Consider the following 18961-nt stretch of genomic DNA (forward strand, 5'->3'; position numbering starts at 1 on the left):
GGCGAGGTCGTCGATCACGGCCTGAACAGGACCTTGCCGCTGCGGCCTGACTCGCGCGCGTGGTCCCAGGCCTTGCGGTAGTCGGCCAGCGGGTACGTCGCCCCGACCTCCAGGCTCAGTACGCCGGAAGCGACCAGCGCGGCCAGCTCGGTGTAGGTCTTGTCCAGCTCGGCCTTCGACGCGGTGCTCAGCCAGTTCACGATCCACAGGCCGCGCAGGGTCAGCTGACGGTAGATGGAGTCGCCGAGGCCGACTACCGGCGCCTGGCCGGTCACGCTGGAGTAGCTGACCACCGTGCCGCCGAACTCAACGGTCTGGGCGAGCGCACCGATCGTCTGGTCGCCGGTGCCGTCCAGCGCCAGCTTCAGCTCGGCGCCGTCCAGCCGCTGCTTGATCCGGCCGGCCAGGTCCTCGCCGTCCACGACCACCACGTCGGCACCGAGCTCCCGGAGCTTGGCGGCCGCCTCCTCCCGCCGTACGACGCTGACGGTCTTCAGGCCGAGGTGCTTGGCCAGACCGATCACGTACTGGCCGACGGACGAGTTGCCCAGGTTCTGTCCGATCCAGTCCCCCGGCTTCAGGTCGACGAACTCGGTGAGCAGCTTGTACGCCGTTAGTGGGTTGACCCCCACCATTGCCAGCTGCAGCGCATCGCCCTCGTCGGGGATGACGACCAGGTTCTCGGCCTTGACCACGACCTCGTCGGCCCAGGTGCCCTGCTGGTAGTTCGGCACGATCAGCACCCGCTTGCCCTGCAGGTCCGGGTCGCCGGACTCGACAACCCGACCGACGCCCTCGGTACCGAGCGCGAACGGGACCTGCGCCTGGTAGCCGTACGTTCCCGCGGCGAGCATGAACTCGACCGGGTTGATCGCGGCCGCCTCGATCCGGACCAGCGCCCCACCGGCGCCGACGGTCAGGTCGGGCGCCTCGACCAGCTCGGTGTTGCCTTCGATGTCGCCGATCGCGTTCAGAATCAACTGACTCATATCGCTTGCCCCTCAGTGGTTGGTGGTGGTGATGACCATGCGGAACCGGGCGTCGCCGGACAGCATCCGCTGGTACGCCGTGCCCGCCTGCTCGAGCGGGACCGTCTCGACCATCGGCCGGACGTCGTGCGCGAGGGCGAACGCGAGGTTCTCCTCGTTCTGGCTCGGGGTGCCGGTCAGCGACCCCTGGATGGTCTGGTCGTTGAAGATCACCGACATGCCGACCTCGACCGGGTCGCTGGTGACGCCGACGATGATCAGCCGGCCGTGCAGCGCGAGCCCGCCGAGCAGCGCGGTGATCGCGGCGCCGCTCGTCCCGGTCGCGACGACGACCTGCGCGCCACCGAGCTCCTGCAGCGCCTTGGCCGGGTCGACCGCGGTGCTGTCGATGTACTCGTCGGCCCCGAGCTTCAGCGCCAGGTCCCGCTTCGCCTCGCCGCGAGCGATCGCGACGACGCGCAGCCCGAGCTTGGCGGCGTACTGGATGGCCAGGTGACCGAGGCCACCGATGCCCTGTACGGCGACCAGCGCGTCCGGCCGGGCGGCGCTCTTGCGGAGACCGTTGAACACGGTGATCCCCGCGCACAGCAGCGGCGCGGCTTCGGCGGCCGAGATGCCCTCCGGTACGGCGACCAGGCCGCTCGCGCGGGTGGTCATGTACTCGGCGTACCCGCCGTCGATGCTGACCCCGGCGATCGGCTGGTCGGTGCAGAAGACGAAGTCGCCGCGGCGGCAGTTCGCGCAGACCAGGCACGGGCCGGCGTGGAAGCCGACGCCGACCCGGTCGCCGACCTGCCAGCCGGTGACGCCGTCGCCGATCGCGTCGACGCGGCCGACGATCTCGTGGCCGGGCACGATCGGCGTACCGGCCGGCAGGGCGCCGAGCATGTTGTGCACGCCGGCCTCGTCGCTGTGGCAGATCCCGCAGGCCTCGACCGCGATCCGGACCTGGCCGGGGTCGGGCGCGGTGAACTGCTTGTCGACCAGGGTGAACACGCCATCGAGAGCCTCGACGGCGCGATACGTTCCAAGACGGTCGGTCATCTTGCTCTCCTCAAAAGAAAGCCCCTCGAGTGAGGGGCTGTGAAAACTACGGCTTCAGCAGGCTGTCGAAGGTCAGTGCGAAGAAGACCTCGAAGGCCGCCTGCGACTTGTCGGCACGGGCCTGGATCAGGGTCCCTTCCCAGGCGCTGAGCAGGTACCGCGCGGTCTGGTCGGGCCCGAGGTCGGTCCGGATCTCGCCGGCCTTCTGCCCCTCCGCGATCGCCGCGCCCAGCAGGCCGCTCCAGTACCCGAGGCCCTGGTTCACCGCGACCCGGATCGGGTCGCTGTGATCGACGATCTCGGTCCCGAAGTTCCCCAGCAGGCACCCCCGAGCGATCCCGAACTGGACCACCTCGTCGCGCAGGAACTCGAAGTGCTTGCGGATCCGCTCGGTCGGCGGCACCGCCGGATCGGCCAGATCCATCAACCGCCGCTGCTCGCCGTACCGCTCGAGCGCCACGATCGCCAGCGCTTCCTTGCTCGCGAAGTGGTTGTAGAACGACCCCTTCGGCACCCCGGCGCGATCCGTGATGTCCTTCACCGCCGCCGCATTGAACCCCTTCTCGTGAAACTGGGCCAACGCCGCGTCAACGATCTCTTCCCGCATACTCCTCCGCGCCATGCATCTAATATGACCGGTCGTCTCAAGGAAGTCAAGCAATCAACTTCACCAGGCCGTACGCCGTCAGACGGCGTGGACGGTCAGCAGTTCGTCGAGGCCCTTGAAGTCGGCCGGATTCCGCGTGTAGAGCGGGAGTCCCTGGACGGACGCGATCGCAGCGATCATCAGGTCGAGCCGCCGGGGACGCGGATTCCGGCCGGCATCGAGCACCAGCGCCACCAGGCTGCCGTACCGGGCCGCGGCGTCCGCGTCGAACGGCAGCGGCTCGAACTCGCTCACCCCGGCATGCAGCAACTCAGCCCGGGCCGCCATCGTCACCGGGTCCTTCGCCATGGTCACACCCTGGTAGAGCTCGGCCAGGGTGATCGTCGTGAGCTCGGGGTAGACCGGCAGGTCGTCGGGGTCGAGCACTCCGAGGTCGATGAACGTGCAGGTGTCCAGCACGCCGACGGACGGCGATTGCGTCACTCGCGGTCCCAGACGTCGTCGTCGCCGAGCCGGTCCGCGCCGCCGAAGATCTCGTCCGCCTCGGCGCGCAGCCGATCGGCATCCACCCTCGGTAGCCGGCGATGCTTGGCCACCAGCTCCGCGGCGGTCACCCGCCGACGCCTGTTCAGCGGACGCAGCTCGGCGACCTCGGCACCGTTTCGGGTGATGTGGAACGTCTCCCCTGCCTCGACAGCATCCATCACAGCCGCGGACTGGTTCCGGAACTCGCGCTGCGTGATGACCTTCATACCCCCAGCGTAGCGCGATGAGACACACCTCGCTACAGCAAGGGATTTACGCCGGTTCGGGTTCGCGGATGCGTTGGGAGATGACCGCGGAGACGCCGTCGCCGCGCATGGTGACGCCGTACAGGGCGTCGGCGACCTCCATCGTGCGCTTCTGGTGGGTGATGACCAGGAGCTGGCTGTTCTCGCGGAGCTCCTCGTAGATCTCCAGCAGCCGGCCCAGGTTGGTGTCGTCCAGGGCCGCCTCGACCTCGTCGAGGATGTAGAACGGCGAGGGGCGGGCCTTGAACAGGGCGACCAGGAACGCGACCGCGACCAGCGAGCGCTCGCCACCGGACAGCAGCGACAGCCGCTTGACCTTCTTGCCGGGCGGGCGGGCCTCGACGTCGATGCCGGTGGCCAGCATGTCGCTGGGGTCGGTCAGCACGAGCCGGCCCTCACCGCCGGGGAACAACCGGCTGAAGACGTGCTCGAAGGCGATCTCGACGTCGCGGTAGGCCTCGGTGAAGACCTGCTCGACGCGGTCGTCGACCTCCTTGACGATGTCCATCAGGTCGCGGCGGGACTTCTTCAGGTCGTCCAGCTGCTCGGCCAGGAACCGGTGCCGCTCCTCCATCGCCTCGAACTCCTCGAGGGCGAGCGGGTTGATCCGCCCGAGCTGACCGAGCGCGCGCTCGGCCGACTTGAGCCGCTTCTCCACCTTGGTCCGGTTGAACGGCTCGCCCGGCTGCTCGACGTCGGGGTCGTCCCCCTCCTTCGGCAGCGGCGGGACCAGCTGGTCCGGCCCGTACTCCGCGATGAGCGGCTCCACCTCGGTGCCCAGCTCGCCGAGCGCCTTCTCGTACAGCTGCTCCAGCTTCATCTTCTGCTGGGCGCGCGCGAGCTGGTCGCGGTGCACGGTGTTGGTCAGCTGCTCCAGGTCGGAGCTCAGGTTCCGCGTCGACGACCGGGCCTGGGCCAGGCCCTTCTCCCGGTCAGCACGCTGCGCCTGAATCGCCGAACGCTCGGTGGCCGCCAGCTGCAGCGAGTGCTCCAGGCGAGCCAGTACGTGCCCAGCTGCCAGGTGCACGGCCTGCGCGGCCTCGGACTGACGGGCCCGCCGCGACGCCCGTGCGATCGCCCGAGCCCGGGCCTCGCGCTCCTGCCGGGCCGCGCGCTCCAGCGAGTCGGCGCGGCCGGACAGCGCCCGGGCCCGCTCCTCGGTGGTCCGCAGCGCCAGCCGCGCCTCCATCTCGGACGCCCGGCCGGCCTTGGCCGCCTCGGCGAGCCGGTCGCGCTCGGTCGGGTCCGGCTCGTCGCCGCCGTCCTCGTCGAACATCTCCGCGTCGTTCAGCCGCTGCTCGAGGTCGGCCAGGCCGGACAGGTTCCGGTCGCGCTCCTCCTCGGCCGCCGCGATCGCCTCGGCCATCCGCTGCGCCTCACCGCGCGACGCCTTGGCCAGCGACCCGAACTGGGCCAGCTGCTCGGCCACGGCCGCCATCGCCGCGTCCGACTCGTGCAGCCGGGCCAGCGTGATCTCGACGGACTCCTTCTGCTGCGCCCGCTCCTGCTCCAGCGCCGCCAGCTCGAACCGCAGCCGCTCGCTGCGCGCCGTCGCCTCGGTCAGCTTCTCCGTGGCCTCGTCGACCGCCGACTGGACCTCGATCAGGCTCGGCGCGGCGTCCGATCCGCCGTACGCGAAGTGCGCACCCAGTACGTCGCCCTGCCGGGTCGTGGCAGTCACGTCGGGGAGGTGCTGGACCAGCGACTGCGCCGCGGCCACGTCGTCCACCACCGCGACCTTGCGCAGCAGGCGGCGCAGCGCGGGGCGCAGCTGCTCGGGGCAGTCCACGACCTCCACCGCGTACGTCGCGCCGTACGGCAGCTGCGGCCAGGACGCGTAGTCCTCGGCCGGCGCATCGCCCAGCAACATCCCGGCGCGGCCGAGGTCGTGCTCCTTCAGGTGCCCGACAGCCTCGACGGCAGCGGCCGTGTGCGTCACGGCCACCGCGTCAGCAGCCTCACCGAGCGCGGCGGCAATGGCGGTCTCGTAGCCCGTGCGCACGCTCAGCAGCGCGGCCACGGACCCCATCAGCCCGGTCACCTGCTCGGAGGCGGCCAGCAGAGCACCGGCGCCGTCCTTGCGGTTCAGGCCCATCTCCAGGGCGTCCTTGCGGGCGGTCAGCCCGGCCCGCTCCCGCTCGGCGTCGCGCTCCTCGGCGCGGACCTTGGTGAGCCGCTCGTCCATCTCGTCCAGGACGCTCTGCGCGGCCTCGAACTGGTCGTCGAGCCCCTTCTCACCGGCGTCGAGGCCGGCCACCTGGGTCTCCAGGGCGGTGAAGTCGTGCTGCGCCTTCGCGGCGCGCTGCTCGGCCTCGCGCTGGTTGGCGGCGAGCCGGCCGATCTCGGACTCGGCGGCGGACGCGCGGCTCTTCAGCGCGTTCACCTGGCCGGTCAGCCGGGCCAGACCCTCACGCCGGTCGGCGGACGCCCGGATCAGCGCGGCGATCCGGCGCTCCTCCTCGGCGTGCTCGGCCTCGAGCTGCTGGCGGCGTTCGATCGCTTCGGCGAGCAGTTCGGAGTGGGCCTCGACCTCGGCCTCGATCTGCGCCTCGGTCTCGCGGACCCGGGCGGCTTCCAGCTCCAGCTCCTCGGGGTCGCGCCCGGCGCGTGGCTCGTCGGCCTCGTCGTTCAGCGACCGGATCCGGTCGGCGGCGATCCGGGCGGTGCCCTTGATCCGCTCACCGAAGCCGGACAGCGAGTACCAGGTGTCCTGGGCGGCCTGCAGCGCCGGCGCGTCCTCGCGCAGCGCCTCCTCGAGGTCGGCCTCGGTCTCGCGGGCCTCGCGCAGCGCCTCCTCGATCTCGGCCCGGCGCTGGGTCATCGCGGCCTCGTCCTTGAGCTCGGCCTCGAGCGCGGACTGGGCCTGGACGATGTCGTCGGCGAGCAGCCGGGAGCGCCCGTCGCGGACCTCGGCCTGGATGGTGACGGCCCGGCGGGCGACCTCGGCCTGGCGGCCGAGCGGCTTGAGCTGACGGCGGATCTCGGCGATCAGGTCTCCGAGGCGGTGCACGTTGCCCTCGGTCGACTCGAGCTTCCGCAGCGCCTTCTCCTTGCGCTTGCGGTGCTTCAGGACGCCGGCCGCCTCCTCGACGAAGCCACGGCGGCCCTCGGGCGTGGCCCGCAGGATCGAGTCGAGCTGGCCCTGACCGACGATGACGTGCATCTCGCGGCCGATGCCGGAGTCGCTGAGCAGTTCCTGGACGTCGAGCAGCCGGCAGTTCTGGCCGTTGATCTGGTAGTCGGAGCCGCCGTTGCGGAACATCGTCCGGGAGATCGTCACCTCGGCGAACTCGATCGGCAGCGCGCCGTCGGTGTTGTCGATGGTGAGCACGACCTCGGCGCGGCCCAGCGGGCTGCGGCCGGAGGTGCCGGCGAAGATGACGTCCTCCATCTTGCCGCCGCGCAGCGACTTCGCACCCTGCTCGCCCATCACCCAGGCGAGCGCGTCCACGACGTTGGACTTGCCGGAGCCGTTCGGGCCGACGATGCAGGTGATCCCTGGTTCGAAGTTCATCGTCGTCGCCGAGGCGAACGACTTGAAACCCCGGAGCGTCATGCTCTTCAGGTACAAAGCCTTGCTCCCAACCCGTGAAAGGACAGACGGTATCCGATGGAACCGTCGTAACTGCCGGTGATACTGCGGCTACCCGGGGGAAGGTGTTCCAGGCCCGAGTCTACGTCGGACAGCCTCACGTCTCGCGGAGGCTGCGTCGATCCGACACAGGAAAACGCCAAAAAGAGCGGCGGGGCCCGGACGGGGGCCGCCGCCGTGGGTGGTGCGGACGGTGCGGGGGTGCTGCCCGGGACCGATGGTCCCGGGTCAGCTGGTACTGACTGGTCTGTCGCTCTGGTCAGACGTGGGCAGGCGTGTTGAGTGCCTCGTCCACGGTGAGCAGCCGACCGTCGTGAACGGCTGCGACCAGGTGGTCGTTCTCTGCCTGCAGCCGCATCACGTGCGCCTCCAGGTCCGCGACGCGCCGGTTGAGCAGGCGAACCTGCTCGAGCAGACGCGGGTCAGTGCCTCCAAGATGCCCTAGAAGAGCCTTGGCCATTGTGCTGTCCTCCGGAAGGGTTTTTCTGGCTGGTAGCGCCCCCGGTCCGAGGAGCGCCTCTCAAAAGATGTGCCGTCTTTCAGGGTGACACCCGCTACGCGCACGGTCAACCTGGGGTACGTCAAATCTGGATTTACCGCTCACCACCGGGCGTGTCGTGGCGCCGGCTGACACTTCGGGCAGCGGAACGAGGAACGGTTCATGAACGGTTCGCGCCGGATCGGGCGGCCGTCGCGCGGACACGGCGAACCTTCCTGGCCGTAGACCGCGAGACCCCGCTCGAAGTAGCCGGATTCCCCGTTCACGTTGACGTACAGGGCGTCGAAGCTGGTGCCGCCGACGTCCAGCGCCTCGGCCATCACCGCCCGGGCGTGACCGAGAATCTCCTTGGCCTGTTGGGGTTTCAGCGTTTCGGTGGCCTTGGCGTAGTGCAGCTTGGCCCGCCACAACGCTTCGTCGGCGTAGATGTTGCCGATTCCGCTGACCACGGTCTGGTCCAGCAGCGCCCGCTTCAGGCCGGTCTTGCGGCGGCGCAGGCCGGCGGCGGCCGCGTCCAGGTCGAACAGCGGATCGAACGGGTCGCGGGCGATGTGGGCGATCTCGGCGGGCAGTTCGGCGCCGCCCTCGGCGTACGACAGACCACCGAACATCCGCTGGTCCAGAAAACGGACCTCTCCCCCGCTGTCGGCGAACCGGAAGCGGATCCGCAGATGCTTCTCGTCTGGCGCCCCGACCGGCTGGACCCGGAACTGGCCGCTCATCCCGAGGTGAGCCAGTACGGCGTCGCCCGACTCCAGCGGGAGCCACAGGTACTTGCCGCGCCGCGCCGGCGTACCGAAGGTCTGGCCCTTCAGGGTGGCAACGAAGTCGTCCGGCCCGGCGAGGTGCCGCCGGACCGGACGAGGATGCAGTACTTCGACGGCGTCGATCGTCCGCCCGGTGGTGAAATCCGCGAGTCCGCGGCGAACGACCTCTACCTCAGGAAGTTCAGGCACCTCAGGGCTGCTGGGACGGGTCGATGCTGTCGGGATGCGCCGCGCGCAAGGCTTTCCAGGCCGTTTCGGCTGCCTGCTGCTCGGCTTCCTTCTTGCTCCGGCCGATGCCGTGCCCGTAGGTGTCGGCACCGATCCGGACGCGCGCCTCGAACGTCTTGGCGTGGTCGGGACCGGACTCGGCGATCACGTACTCCGGGACGCCGACACCGAGCTGGGCGACCAGCTCCTGCAGCGACGTCTTCCAGTCCAGGCCGGCACCGAGCCGCGCCGACGACTCCATCAGCTCGTCGAACAGCGTGTGCACGACGCCACCGGCCACCTCGAACCCGCGGTCCAGGTAGACGGCACCGATCAGCGCCTCGACACAGTCGGCCAGGATCGACGACTTGTCCCGTCCGCCGGTGGCCTCCTCGCCGCGCCCGAGCCGTAGGTACTTGCCGAGCTTGAGGTCGCGAGCGACCCCGGCGAGCGCGCGCATGTTGACCACCGCGGCGCGCAACTTGGCCAGCCGGCCCTCGGAGAGGTCCGGATGGTTGCGGAACAGCGACTCCGTGACGATGACGCCGAGCACGGAGTCCCCGAGGAACTCCAGCCGCTCGTTGGTCGGCAACCCACCGTTCTCGTACGCGAACGAACGGTGGGTGAAGGCGTGCTCCAGTAGTTCGTCAGCCAGCGATACGCCGAGCCGCTGGTTCAGCTCGGCGTAGAGCCCCGTCTCGTTGACCGAATTCACTGGGTAGGTGCCGTTTAGCTCTCGACGACCTGGCGACGCTCGCCCTTCGCGCCGTACTGGCCGCAAGTCGGGCAAACGGTGTGCTGCAGGTGCTTCGCGCGGCAGGCGGGGTTCACGCAGGTCACCAGCGACGGGGCAGTGGTCTTCCACTGGGCCCGGCGGCTGCGGGTGTTGCTGCGCGACATCTTCCGCTTCGGAACGGCCACGGTTATGACTCCTCGGTTCGGCCGGAGGCTCGAGAACCCGGCCGGCTTGGTGTGCGGTTGCTCTGTAGTTGTCCTGCGCCCGTACCGGAGTACGGGAGGTCTTGAGGTTACTGGTCCCGCGGCCGTTCGTCCTGACCGGCCAGGCCGGACAGCGCCGACCACCGAGGATCGACTGCTTCCTCGTGCTTGTGCCCCGGCTCGTCGTCCAGCCGGACCCCACACTCGGGGCACAGGCCGGCACAGTCGTCGTTGCACAAGGGCGTGAACGGCAGTGCGAGCACCACCTGGTCCCTCAGTGCCGGCTCGAGGTCGATCAGATCGCCCTCCATCCGGCTGGCCTCGTCGGGTTCGGCGTCGCTCTCGGGATAGACGTACAGCTCCTGGACGTCAGCGAGAAACTCGTCCTCGATGTCGATCAGGCACCGCGCACACTCCCCGACCAGCCGGCCCTGGGCCGTCCCGGTCACGAGCACCCCTTCGACCACCGATTCCAGCCGCAAGTCGAACTGGATCGGATCGCCGTCGGGAACACCGATCACGTCGATCCCGAGATCGGCCGGTGCCACTGCCGTGAAGGAGACTTCGCGCTGGGACCCGGCGCGGCGAGACAGCTCGTGGGTATCGATCACGAGTGGGGACCGCGGGTCCAAGGCGCTCAGGACATCCCTTTCAGGCGTGGGGCAGGCAGAATCTCAGTCTCAGCGAGACCGATGGACAACATTACCAACTCCGCGCTCAGGAGCCCAATCGGGGGCACTACAGCCTGGCGATCAACTGAGCGTGAACGCTCGGCGGCAGGAACGCGTCCACTGGGCCGCCCAGCTTCGCGATCTCCTTGACCAGGCTGGACGACACGTACCCGTGCTCCGGCGCGGTCGGCATGAACAGCGTGTCGACCCCGGTCAGCTGCCGGTTCATCTGGGCCATCCGCAGCTCGTAGTCGTAGTCGCTGCCCGAGCGCAGGCCCTTCACGACGACCTGCGCGTCGACCGTCCGGCAGAAGTCGACCAGCAGCCCCTCGAAGGGCACCACCGAGACGTTCCCGTACGGCGCGGCGATCTCGGTCAGCATCGCGACCCGCTCGTCGCCGTCGAACATCCGCTGCTTGGACGGGTTCACCCCGGCGCCGACGATCACCTCGGTGAACGCCGCCGAGGCCCTCGCGATCACGTCCAGGTGCCCGTTGGTGGGTGGGTCGAACGTCCCTGGGAAGACCGCTCTACTCATGGCGGTGACCGTACCAAAGGCGGGCCTCGCCGTACTTGCGGTCTCGCAGCGCGGCGAACCCCGCCGGCCACTCCCACGGCTCCCGCTTGCCCCGCTCGACCACGACGACGGCGTCCGCGGTCAGCCAGCCGTGCTCGGCCAGCGCGAGCAGCACGTCCTGCAGGTCCTCGGTCTCCAGCTTGTACGGCGGGTCGGCGAACACCAGGTCGAACGGCTCGCCAGAGTTGTCGCCCTGGGCAACTTTCTCCACCGGCCGGGTGAGCAGCGTCGCGCCCGGCATCCCGACCGCGCGGATGTTCGCCGCGATCACCTCGGCCGCCTTGCGATCCTGCTCCACCAGTACGACGCGAGCCGCGCCACGGGACAGCGCTTCCAGCCCGATCGCGCCGGATCCGGCGTACAGATCGATCACCGCGAGGTCCTGCATCCCGCCGAACTCGGTCTCCACGGACGCGAACATCGCCTCCCGCACCCGGTCCCCGGTCGGCCGCGTCCCGGTCCCCGCCGGCACCGAGATCCGCCGGCCGCCCGCCGTACCGGCGATGATCCGGGTCATGTCTTCTCCAGGTACTCGGCGGCTTCGGACTCCACGGTCTCGGCCACGAAAGCCTTCAGGGCCGGGTACTCGGCGAGGGAAGCGTCCACCGAGACGATCGAGTTGGCCACATGCCTGGCGGCGTAGATGACCTCCTCGTCGCGCAGCACGCTCAGGAGCTTCAGGCTCGTACGACGGCCCGACTGCGCCACCCCGAGCACGTCACCTTCACGCCGGTTCTCGAGGTCGATCCGCGACAGCTCGAACCCGTCCGTCGTCGAAGCGACCGCGTCCAGCCGCTCCCGCGACTTCGACCCCGGCCAGCCGTCGGTGACCAGCAGGCACAGCCCCGGCACCTTGCCCCGCCCGACCCGGCCGCGTAGCTGGTGCAGCTGCGAGATGCCGAACCGGTCGGCGTCCATCACGACCATCGTCGAGGCGTTCGGGACGTCGACGCCGACCTCGATCACGGTGGTCGCGATCAGCACGTCGGTCTCCCCCGCGGCGAACTTCGTCATCACCGCGTCCTTCTCGTCGGCCGGGAGCCGCCCGTGCAGCACCGCCTGCCGCAGATCGGGCAGGACCTCGGCCAAGACCTCGGCCACCTGCAGCACGGAGATCGCCGGCCGCGGCTTGCCCTTACCCCCGGAGTCCTCGTCCTCGGCGCCGGAGGCGAACTCGCCCTCCTCGTCGGTCGCGTTCTTCACGTCGTCACCGATCCGCGGGCACACGACGTACGCCTGGTGGCCCTTCTGGACCTCCTCGCGGACCCGTTCCCAGGCCCGCTCGAGCCAGGCCGGCCTCTCCTTGGCCGGGACCACCGACGACTTGATCGGCGACCGCCCGGCCGGCAGCTCGGTCAGCGTCGACACCGACAGGTCGCCGAACACGGTCATCGCGACCGTGCGCGGGATCGGCGTCGCGGTCATCACCAACACGTGCGGGGTGTTCTCCCCCGACTTCGTGCTCAGCGCGGCCCGCTGCTCGACGCCGAACCGGTGCTGCTCGTCGACCACCACGAGGCCGAGGTCGGCGAACTGGACCTTGTCCTCCAGCAGCGCGTGCGTGCCGACGACGATCCCCGCGGCGCCGCTGGCCGCGTCCAGCATCGCCGTACGACGGGATGCCGCGTTCAGCGAGCCGGTCAGCAGACCGACCTTCGTCGCCCGGTCGGCACCGCCGAGCATGCCCTGCTCGGCCAGCTCACCGAGCATCTTGGTCAGCGTCTTGTGGTGCTGGGTCGCGAGGACCTCCGTCGGCGCGAGCAGGACGGCCTGGCCGCCCGCGTCGACGACCGACAGCATCGCCCGCAGCGCGACCACGGTCTTGCCGGAACCGACCTCGCCCTGCAGCAGCCGGTGCATCGGGTGCGGCCGCGCGATGTCCGCGAAGATCTCGTCGCAGACCTCGGCCTGGCCCGCGGTCAGCTTGAACGGCAGCCGCGCGTCGAAGTCGTCGAGCAGCCCGCCCGCGGTCCGCTCGCGCGGGATCGCCTTCAGCGCGTCCGTAACGGCCCGGCGCTGGGCCAGGATCGTCTGCATCACCAGCGCTTCCTCGAACCGGAACCGCTTCTGCGCGTCCTCGATGTCCTTCTGCGTCTCCGGCAGATGGATCTTCTGCAGCGCGTCGCGCAGGCCGAGCAGGTCCTCGTTGCCCAGGATCAGCTCCGGGATCGGGTCCTCGAGCTCCTCGAGGTTGTCCAGGACGATCTTCAGGCTGCGCTCGATGGTGGCCGTGGGCAACTTCGCGGTCGCCGGGTAGAGCGGCCGGAACGGCTTGGCCCGGCGCTCGATCTCGGCCTCGCTGAGGTCCTCCTCGTCGAGGATCTCCGTGCCCGGGCCCTTCAGCTGCAGGATGTCGCGGAACTTCGTCACCTCGCCCCAGAACAGCGCGGCCGTCCCCGGCGTCAGCTTGTTGACCAGCCAGGGCTGGTTGAAGAACGCCAGCTCCAGGTCGTTGCGGCCGTCGGTGACCACGACCTTGGTGATCGTCTTGTGCCGGCGGTACTTGTTCACCTCGTCCGGCCGGATCTCCTGCTTGGAGTCCAGCGAGCGCACGGTGACCTTCTTCACCTTGCCGTTCACCGTCGCCTGGTCGCCGACCTCGAGCTCGTCGAACGGCGTCAGCTCGCCCTTCTTCAGGTAGCGCCGCGGGTAGTGCCGCAGCAGCTCGCCGACGGTCTCGAGGCCGAGCACCTCCGAGAACGTCTTCGCCGTCCGGGCGCCGAGGAAGTCGCGCAGCTTCCGGTCGATGTCTGTCTTCATTCCACCCCGATCAGCAACGGGTACCGCTCCTGCCCACCGTCGTACACCATCACATCGACATCTTTGCGGTGCCGGCGCACGTGCCGCACCACCGCCTCGACCAGCGCGGGGTCCGTGTCGCGGCCGCTGACCACCGTCATCAGCTCGCCGCCGCCGCCGAGCAGCCGGTCCACGACCCCGGTCGCGGCCGTCACCAGATCGTCCGTGATCAGCGTGAAGTCGCCGTCGACCACGCCCAGTGCGTCGCCGATCCGGCAGGTGCCGGCCATCGTCCAGGCGTCCTTGACCGCGATCGTGACCGCGCCGTGGCGGGTCTGGCCTGCCGCGGCCGAGAGGTGGACGACGTCGTCGTCGAAGCTGCGTTCGGGGTCGTGCACGGCGATCGCCGCAAGTCCCTGGACCTGGGCGCGGGTCGGGATCACAGCGACCCGTACGCCGTCCTGCCGCGCCGCCGTCGCCGCGGCCTCGGCGACCGCGATCGAGTCCTTGTCGTTCGGCAGCAGCACGATCTCGGGCGCCTTCGACTGCTCGATCGCCCGGAGCAGCTCCCCGGTCGAGCACCGCCGCCCAGGCTCTCCTCGTACGACGATCGCTCCCGCCTCGCCGAAGAGCGTGGCGAGCCCGTCGCCCGCCGCGACCGCGATCACCGCGCGGCCCGGTGTCGGCGCGTGCGGCGGCAGATCCGCGAAGTGCGTCACCCGGATCCGGTGCGGCCGCCCGACCCCGATCCCGAGCTCGATCGCCGCACCGACGTCGTCGGTGTGCACGTGCACGTTCCACAGCCCGTCGCCGCCGACCACGACGACGGAGTCGCCCAACCCCGTCAGCGCCCGCCGAAGCTCCCCGATGGAGTCGTCTCCCGCGTCGAGCAGGTACATCACCTCGTACGCCGGGCCGTCAGGCCCGAGCTCGTCAGCGGACTCCTGCTCCGGTACGACGCGATGCGGTACGCCGGTGGTCTGCGCCGGCCCGCGCCCGGAGAGCACCTGCTCCATCGCGCCCAGGATCACCACCAGGCCCGCTCCACCCGCGTCGACCACTCCCGCCCGCCTGAGCACATCCAACTGCTCGGTCGTCTTCGTCAGAGCAACCCGCGCAGCAGCAACGGAGCACAAGCAGACCTCGGCCAGGTTCTTACCCTCGTTGGCAGCGCTGAGTGCCGCGTCGGCGGCGGCTCGGGCAACGGTGAGCATGGTGCCTTCCACCGGCTGAGCAACAGCGCCGTACGCGGCGTCAGCAGCAAACACCAGCGCATCGGCAAAGGCCACCGGCTCACTCATCCGAGGATCAGCAAGTCGCCCTTTACTCCCCTGCTGAATCGGCAAGTTCTCCGCCAGCCGCAGACCACAAGCCCGGACCAGCTGCGAGGTGATCACCCCGGAGTTGCCCCGTGCACCCAGCAAAGCCCCCCGCCCGAACGCCTGCACCGCCTCCGCGAACGTCAGCTCACCCTCAGGCAGCGCCTCACACGCGGCCTCCCAGGTCAGGTACAGGTTGGTGCCCGTGTCGCCGTCCGGGACCGGGTACACGTTGAGATCGTCGATCTCGGTCCGTGCCCGTCCCAGCTCCACGAGCGCCGTACGGGCCCAGCTCCGCAGCACCCCGACCGTCAGCTCTTCCACGCCGGGAAGGTTATCCGGTACTGACCAGGCACTTACTATGTGTTGTGCCTGCCTCGACTGCTCCGATCCTGTTTTCCGTCTCGCCCGACAGCTACGACCTGGCCGTGCGGGAGATCCGGGAGGAGTTCGGCCCGCAGGTCGGGGTCGAGCGCGTCAGCGGCGACCTCGGGCGGATCACCAGCGACGTCCCTCCGGTCGACGAGCTGGCCAGAGCCTGCGACGAGGGCCGGATCATCTTCGTCCGGCACCTGACCGTCGAGATCGCGAGCTTCCCGCCGTACGACGTACCGCCGCCGCACGAGCTGGCCGACCTGGTCCTGGCCGAGCTCCCCAAGCACCCGAAGGCGCTGGCCGTCCAGACCTGGACCGACGGCGCCGGGACGGGCGGCACCTACTACCACCTGCTCGACGAGGCCCTCGGCGCCCGCGGGATCGAGGTCACCCGCTCGGAGCAGGACGTCGTCGTCTCCTGCTTCGTCTCCGACCGCGCGGTCCTGATCGGCCTCAACCGGCTCGACGACAGCCTCGCGGACTGGCCCGGCGGCCGGATGCGCCTGGCGCGGTCCGACGAGCGCGTCTCGCGTTCGGAGTTCAAGCTCGAGGAGGCGATCCGGACCTTCCACCTCGATCTGAAGCCCGGCGGCAAGGGCCTCGACCTCGGCGCCAGCCCGGGCGGCTGGACGCGCATCCTGCGGCAGTACGACCAGGAGGTCTGGTCCGTCGACCCCGGCGCTCTCGACCCGCGCCTCGACTCCGACCGCCGCATCCACCACATCGCGACGACGGCCGGCGAGTTCTTCCGCCGCAACGACCTCGGATTCGACGTGGTCGTCAACGACATGCGGATGGACCCGGTGATGAGCGCCCGCGTCATGCTCGACGCCGTACCGCACCTGCGCCGCGGCGCACTGGCCGTCGTCACGCTCAAGGGCGGCGGCCGCAACCCGCTCGACACCGCGCGACGCGGAATGGATGTCCTGAGCAAGGAGTACGACGTCCTGCACGCCCGCCAGCTGCACCACAACCGCCGCGAGATCACCGTCGTCGCGCGCGCCCGCTGACCTGCGTCGTACAACAGCAGTAGGCGCCCGGGACATCCCGGACGCCTACGAGGCCCTGCACGGAGACCGGCTCATCGGGGAGCCGGAAGAGTACTAGCCGACGACGCGCTGAACCTTGCCTGCCTTGATGCAGGAGGTGCAGACCTTCATCTTGGTCGGGGTGCCCTTGATGACCGCCAGGAACGGCTGAATGTTGGGGTTGAACCGCCGCGGCGTACGCGCCTTGACCCGGCGGATCATCGCGCCCTTACCCAGCCGGGCAACACTGTTGCCGAACGTCGGCTGCTTGCCGCAAACATCGCACTTCTTAGACATGATTCTCCGTGGTCAAGGGTGTTCAGGGTCGTACGCCGACAGACCATGTTACACAGCGTCTGTGGGCCCGACCAATTCGGTCTGGTGGGTCCGGGGGCCCCGTGATCTGGGCCACAAGGATCAGTTCGCCGTCGAAGCTCGTACCACGAGCTCGGGCCTGATGAGGATCTTACGCGGTCGATCCGAACTCCGCTCACGGATCCTCCGCAACAGCAGTTCGACGGCCGTCGTCCCGACCTCCGCGGCCGGTAGCCGGACCGTCGTCAACGGGGTCTGCAGGTAGCCGGCGTACGGGTGATCGCCGTACCCGGTGACCGCCACATCACCGGGTACGTCGAGGCCGAGTTCCGCCAGCGCCCGCAGCAGTCCGAGCGCGAAGTAGTCGTTCCCGGTGACGATCCCGTCAGGCCGCTCACCCGAGGCCAGCACGGCCGACGCGACCCGGTACGCCTCCTCCGGCTGCCACGGCAAGGCCAGCGAGTCGTACCGCTTCGTCGGTACGGCGCGCACGCTGCCGTCCGACACCTCCAGCCCCGCATCGGCCATCGCCCGCCGGAACCCGGCCACCCGATCGGCCGTCGTGGTGATCGGCAGATCCTCCTCCAGCACCAGCAGCCGGCGCGCGCCCCCGGCGATCAGGTGTGCGGTCGCCTCGTACCCGCCACGCTCGTTGTCGACCCCGACCATGTCGCAGTCGACCTCGGGCACGTCGCGGTTGACGAACACCATCGGGATCCCGGAGTCGCGAACCCGCCGCCAGTGGTCCCACTCGTCCTGCACCGGTACGACGATCGCGCCGTCGACCGCGGACCGCAGCAGCGCATCCGTCGCGCGCTGCTCGTTCTCCGCGCTCTCGTCGGTGACCAGCAGCAGCAACGAGTACCCCTGCGCGCGGGCGCCGAGCTCGATGCTGCTGATCAGCTGGGCATAGAACGGGTTGGACGGGTTGGTGATGACCAGGCCGAGCGTCATCGCCGAGCCGAGCACGAGCGACCGGGCCAGCGAGTTCGGCACGTAACCGATCCGCGCGGCCTCGGCCCGTACGGCGGCGCGCGTGGCCGCGCTGACGCTGTCCTTGTCGGCCAGCGCGCGGGACACCGTGTTGACCGACAGCCCCAGCGCACCGGCGATGTCGCGCAGCGTCGCCCGCCGAGCCTCCGTCATCGCACCTCCCCGTCCCACCCCATCAGGCTGAGAAGACTAAGCCTTGATCGCCAAGTGGATCCGGACGCGCACCGTGCCGTCGACGATTGCGCGCAGGCGGAGCCAGTGACCGAAGCCGCTGGCCGGCCAGGACACCAGCGCACCCGGCTCGACCGCGTGCTCGGTGCCGTCCAGGTCGCACCAGGTGATGCCGTCGGGCGAGACCTGCGTGACGTAGCGCGCCGTACCGTCGCCGTCGACGTGCTGGACGAACCAGCGCGCCTCACCGGCCCAGGCCACCTCGTACGGCTCGGTGTCGAAGTCCTTCGCGAACTCGGTGTCGCGTTCGAGGACCGCCGTCATGGACTGTCGCATGGCCGTGACCTACCAATCCACCGAGATGAGCACGGAGTCGAGGAACAGGAAGTTGCGCACGTTCGAGTGGGTGCGCACCGAGAAGTAGAAGTTCAGCAGGTTCTCCAGCGTCTCGTAGCGTTCCTCGTACGGCGGAACGGGGACGTCGCGCATGTCCATCACCCGGTCGTTGACCTGCAGCTCGACGTTCTTGCGCGCGTCGGTGTCGACCAGCCAGCGCAGGTAGTGCCAGTTCACCTTGGTCGGGACCTCGTTGTAGCAGAGCTCCTGCGGGTCGCCGAAGGCCTGCCAGTCCTCGGGGTTCGGCGCGGTGAAGTCGGCGGCGTACTCGAGCTTCACCTTGCCCTCGAAGTGCTCGCGCGGCGTCGGTTCGGGCACGGTCGGTGCCATCCAGCGCCGGGTGAAGTGGTTGTCCAGATCGGTGTTCTGGTAGCGCGCGACGGTGTGGTAGCGCAGGCCGCCGTCGCCGCACAGGTCGGTCGCGACGGTGAACGCACCGAACTGCGCCTCGGACGGGTGCGTGTTGCCGTCCCACTGGACGTCGCCGAAGGTGTCGAGCTCGTCGCCACCGCCGAGCGTCGCCTCGGACTTGAACGCGAAGTAGGTCTCCAGCTGGACCAGGCCGCGGCCGCTCATCGTGAGCCGGCGGATCGCGACCGCCGTGTGGCCCTTGTACGGGCGGGTGGCGAGCTTGAGCGCGTACGTGCCGCTCATCGCTCCGTGAGTGCCGATGTCGAAGAAGTTGCAGGCCGACAGCTGCGGCGGCCGGAAGTCACGCATGTGGGCGTCGACCGTGCTCAGGTCGCCGCGGCCGTTGTAGTTGCCGAGCAGCTCGCACCAGCCGTGCGTGCCGCTGTCGAACTCGTCGAAGGCCAGGATCCGGGGCAGCGGCTTGAACTTGGACAGCCGGGGATCCGCAGCCAGCAGGGCGGACCGGATGTCGGATGTGGTCACGCGGAGCCTCCTCAGGAGGTTGGGGTGAAGGGCTCCTGAAGTTAACGT

At 69.7% G+C, this 18961-nt stretch carries 20 protein-coding genes; 1 reads left to right on the top strand and 19 read right to left on the bottom strand.

From position 1 onward, the window contains the following. Positions 1-14: 14 nt before the first annotated feature. From ACYVIO_RS40480 to ACYVIO_RS40550, 15 genes are all read right to left on the bottom strand, one after another. A complete protein-coding gene (locus tag ACYVIO_RS40480) occupies positions 15-989 on the bottom strand; it encodes a zinc-dependent alcohol dehydrogenase family protein (protein ID WP_460656322.1) in 975 nt (324 codons plus the stop codon). 12 nt (positions 990-1001) lie between these two features. After that, a complete protein-coding gene (locus ACYVIO_RS40485) occupies positions 1002-2033 on the bottom strand; it encodes an alcohol dehydrogenase catalytic domain-containing protein (RefSeq protein WP_460656323.1) in 1032 nt (343 codons plus the stop codon). Positions 2034-2079: 46 nt separating this feature from the next. After that, complete coding sequence (locus ACYVIO_RS40490) at positions 2080-2655, bottom strand: TetR/AcrR family transcriptional regulator (protein WP_460656324.1); 576 nt, start codon at positions 2653-2655, stop codon at positions 2080-2082. 63 nt (positions 2656-2718) lie between these two features. Beyond that, the gene (locus ACYVIO_RS40495; protein ID WP_460656325.1) at positions 2719-3123 is read right to left on the bottom strand and encodes a VapC toxin family PIN domain ribonuclease; all 405 of its coding nucleotides are present in this window, start codon (positions 3121-3123) and stop codon (positions 2719-2721) included. Continuing rightward, positions 3120-3392 carry a type II toxin-antitoxin system Phd/YefM family antitoxin gene (locus ACYVIO_RS40500; protein WP_460656326.1) on the bottom strand — a complete coding sequence of 91 codons (273 nt, stop codon included), beginning with the start codon at positions 3390-3392 and terminating at the stop codon, positions 3120-3122. The genes ACYVIO_RS40495 and ACYVIO_RS40500 overlap by 4 nt, the downstream gene beginning before the upstream one ends. Positions 3393-3438: 46 nt before the next feature. After that, positions 3439-6987 carry a chromosome segregation protein SMC gene (smc, locus tag ACYVIO_RS40505; RefSeq protein ID WP_460656327.1) on the bottom strand — a complete coding sequence of 1183 codons (3549 nt, stop codon included), beginning with the start codon at positions 6985-6987 and terminating at the stop codon, positions 3439-3441. 295 nt (positions 6988-7282) lie between these two features. Next, the gene (locus ACYVIO_RS40510) at positions 7283-7483 is read right to left on the bottom strand and encodes a hypothetical protein (RefSeq protein WP_184796022.1); all 201 of its coding nucleotides are present in this window, start codon (positions 7481-7483) and stop codon (positions 7283-7285) included. Positions 7484-7623: 140 nt separating this feature from the next. Continuing rightward, complete coding sequence (mutM, locus tag ACYVIO_RS40515) at positions 7624-8478, bottom strand: bifunctional DNA-formamidopyrimidine glycosylase/DNA-(apurinic or apyrimidinic site) lyase (RefSeq protein WP_460656328.1); 855 nt, start codon at positions 8476-8478, stop codon at positions 7624-7626. 1 nt (position 8479) lies between these two features. After that, positions 8480-9211, bottom strand: a complete 732-nt coding sequence (gene rnc, locus ACYVIO_RS40520; RefSeq protein ID WP_184796024.1) for a ribonuclease III — start codon at positions 9209-9211, stop codon at positions 8480-8482. A gap of 14 nt (positions 9212-9225) precedes the next feature. Next, on the bottom strand, positions 9226-9417 hold the full coding sequence (gene rpmF, locus ACYVIO_RS40525; RefSeq protein ID WP_077012766.1) for a 50S ribosomal protein L32: 192 nt from the start codon (positions 9415-9417) through the stop codon (positions 9226-9228). 107 nt (positions 9418-9524) lie between these two features. Beyond that, positions 9525-10046 (bottom strand): YceD family protein, encoded by a 522-nt coding sequence (locus ACYVIO_RS40530; RefSeq protein ID WP_460656329.1) that lies wholly within the window; start codon positions 10044-10046, stop codon positions 9525-9527. Positions 10047-10173: 127 nt separating this feature from the next. Beyond that, positions 10174-10644 (bottom strand): pantetheine-phosphate adenylyltransferase, encoded by a 471-nt coding sequence (gene coaD, locus ACYVIO_RS40535; protein ID WP_460656330.1) that lies wholly within the window; start codon positions 10642-10644, stop codon positions 10174-10176. Further along, complete coding sequence (gene rsmD / locus ACYVIO_RS40540; RefSeq protein ID WP_460656331.1) at positions 10637-11200, bottom strand: 16S rRNA (guanine(966)-N(2))-methyltransferase RsmD; 564 nt, start codon at positions 11198-11200, stop codon at positions 10637-10639. Before rsmD ends, coaD begins: the two co-directional genes overlap by 8 nt. Beyond that, entirely contained in the window at positions 11197-13443 is a 2247-nt protein-coding gene (recG, locus tag ACYVIO_RS40545; RefSeq protein ID WP_460656332.1) for an ATP-dependent DNA helicase RecG, read from the bottom strand. The genes rsmD and recG overlap by 4 nt, the downstream gene beginning before the upstream one ends. Beyond that, complete coding sequence (locus tag ACYVIO_RS40550; RefSeq protein WP_460656333.1) at positions 13440-15065, bottom strand: DAK2 domain-containing protein; 1626 nt, start codon at positions 15063-15065, stop codon at positions 13440-13442. Before ACYVIO_RS40550 ends, recG begins: the two co-directional genes overlap by 4 nt. Positions 15066-15109: 44 nt before the next feature. Here ACYVIO_RS40550 and ACYVIO_RS40555 point away from each other — a divergent pair, with 44 nt between their 5' ends. Continuing rightward, on the top strand, positions 15110-16126 hold the full coding sequence (locus ACYVIO_RS40555; protein WP_460656334.1) for an SAM-dependent methyltransferase: 1017 nt from the start codon (positions 15110-15112) through the stop codon (positions 16124-16126). A gap of 93 nt (positions 16127-16219) precedes the next feature. On the opposite strand, the gene rpmB is transcribed toward ACYVIO_RS40555, so the two are convergent. From rpmB to ACYVIO_RS40575, 4 genes are all read right to left on the bottom strand, one after another. Then, entirely contained in the window at positions 16220-16441 is a 222-nt protein-coding gene (rpmB, locus tag ACYVIO_RS40560; RefSeq protein ID WP_460656335.1) for a 50S ribosomal protein L28, read from the bottom strand. A 120-nt stretch (positions 16442-16561) separates the two neighbouring features. Further along, the gene (locus ACYVIO_RS40565) at positions 16562-17605 is read right to left on the bottom strand and encodes a LacI family DNA-binding transcriptional regulator (RefSeq protein WP_460656336.1); all 1044 of its coding nucleotides are present in this window, start codon (positions 17603-17605) and stop codon (positions 16562-16564) included. Positions 17606-17641: 36 nt separating this feature from the next. Further along, the gene (locus ACYVIO_RS40570) at positions 17642-17959 is read right to left on the bottom strand and encodes a hypothetical protein (protein WP_460656337.1); all 318 of its coding nucleotides are present in this window, start codon (positions 17957-17959) and stop codon (positions 17642-17644) included. A gap of 9 nt (positions 17960-17968) precedes the next feature. Beyond that, a complete protein-coding gene (locus ACYVIO_RS40575) occupies positions 17969-18913 on the bottom strand; it encodes a DUF6772 family protein (protein ID WP_460656338.1) in 945 nt (314 codons plus the stop codon). Positions 18914-18961: the final 48 nt, after the last annotated feature.

The sequence above is a fragment of the Kribbella endophytica genome (assembly GCF_054781295.1).

Bases quoted from the DNA above. Each gene is read 5' to 3' on its own strand.
- ACYVIO_RS40480 (WP_460656322.1), bottom strand. From the start codon at position 989: ATGAGTCAGTTGATTCTGAACGCGATCGGCGACATCGAAGGCAACACC.
- ACYVIO_RS40485 (WP_460656323.1), bottom strand. From the start codon at position 2,033: ATGACCGACCGTCTTGGAACGTATCGCGCCGTCGAGGCTCTCGATGGC.
- ACYVIO_RS40490 (WP_460656324.1), bottom strand. From the start codon at position 2,655: ATGGCGCGGAGGAGTATGCGGGAAGAGATCGTTGACGCGGCGTTGGCC.
- ACYVIO_RS40500 (WP_460656326.1), bottom strand. From the start codon at position 3,392: ATGAAGGTCATCACGCAGCGCGAGTTCCGGAACCAGTCCGCGGCTGTG.
- smc (WP_460656327.1), bottom strand. From the start codon at position 6,987: ATGACGCTCCGGGGTTTCAAGTCGTTCGCCTCGGCGACGACGATGAAC.
- ACYVIO_RS40510 (WP_184796022.1), bottom strand. From the start codon at position 7,483: ATGGCCAAGGCTCTTCTAGGGCATCTTGGAGGCACTGACCCGCGTCTG.
- coaD (WP_460656330.1), bottom strand. From the start codon at position 10,644: ATGAGTAGAGCGGTCTTCCCAGGGACGTTCGACCCACCCACCAACGGG.
- rsmD (WP_460656331.1), bottom strand. From the start codon at position 11,200: ATGACCCGGATCATCGCCGGTACGGCGGGCGGCCGGCGGATCTCGGTG.
- recG (WP_460656332.1), bottom strand. From the start codon at position 13,443: ATGAAGACAGACATCGACCGGAAGCTGCGCGACTTCCTCGGCGCCCGG.
- rpmB (WP_460656335.1), bottom strand. From the start codon at position 16,441: ATGTCTAAGAAGTGCGATGTTTGCGGCAAGCAGCCGACGTTCGGCAAC.
- ACYVIO_RS40565 (WP_460656336.1), bottom strand. From the start codon at position 17,605: ATGACGGAGGCTCGGCGGGCGACGCTGCGCGACATCGCCGGTGCGCTG.
- ACYVIO_RS40570 (WP_460656337.1), bottom strand. From the start codon at position 17,959: ATGCGACAGTCCATGACGGCGGTCCTCGAACGCGACACCGAGTTCGCG.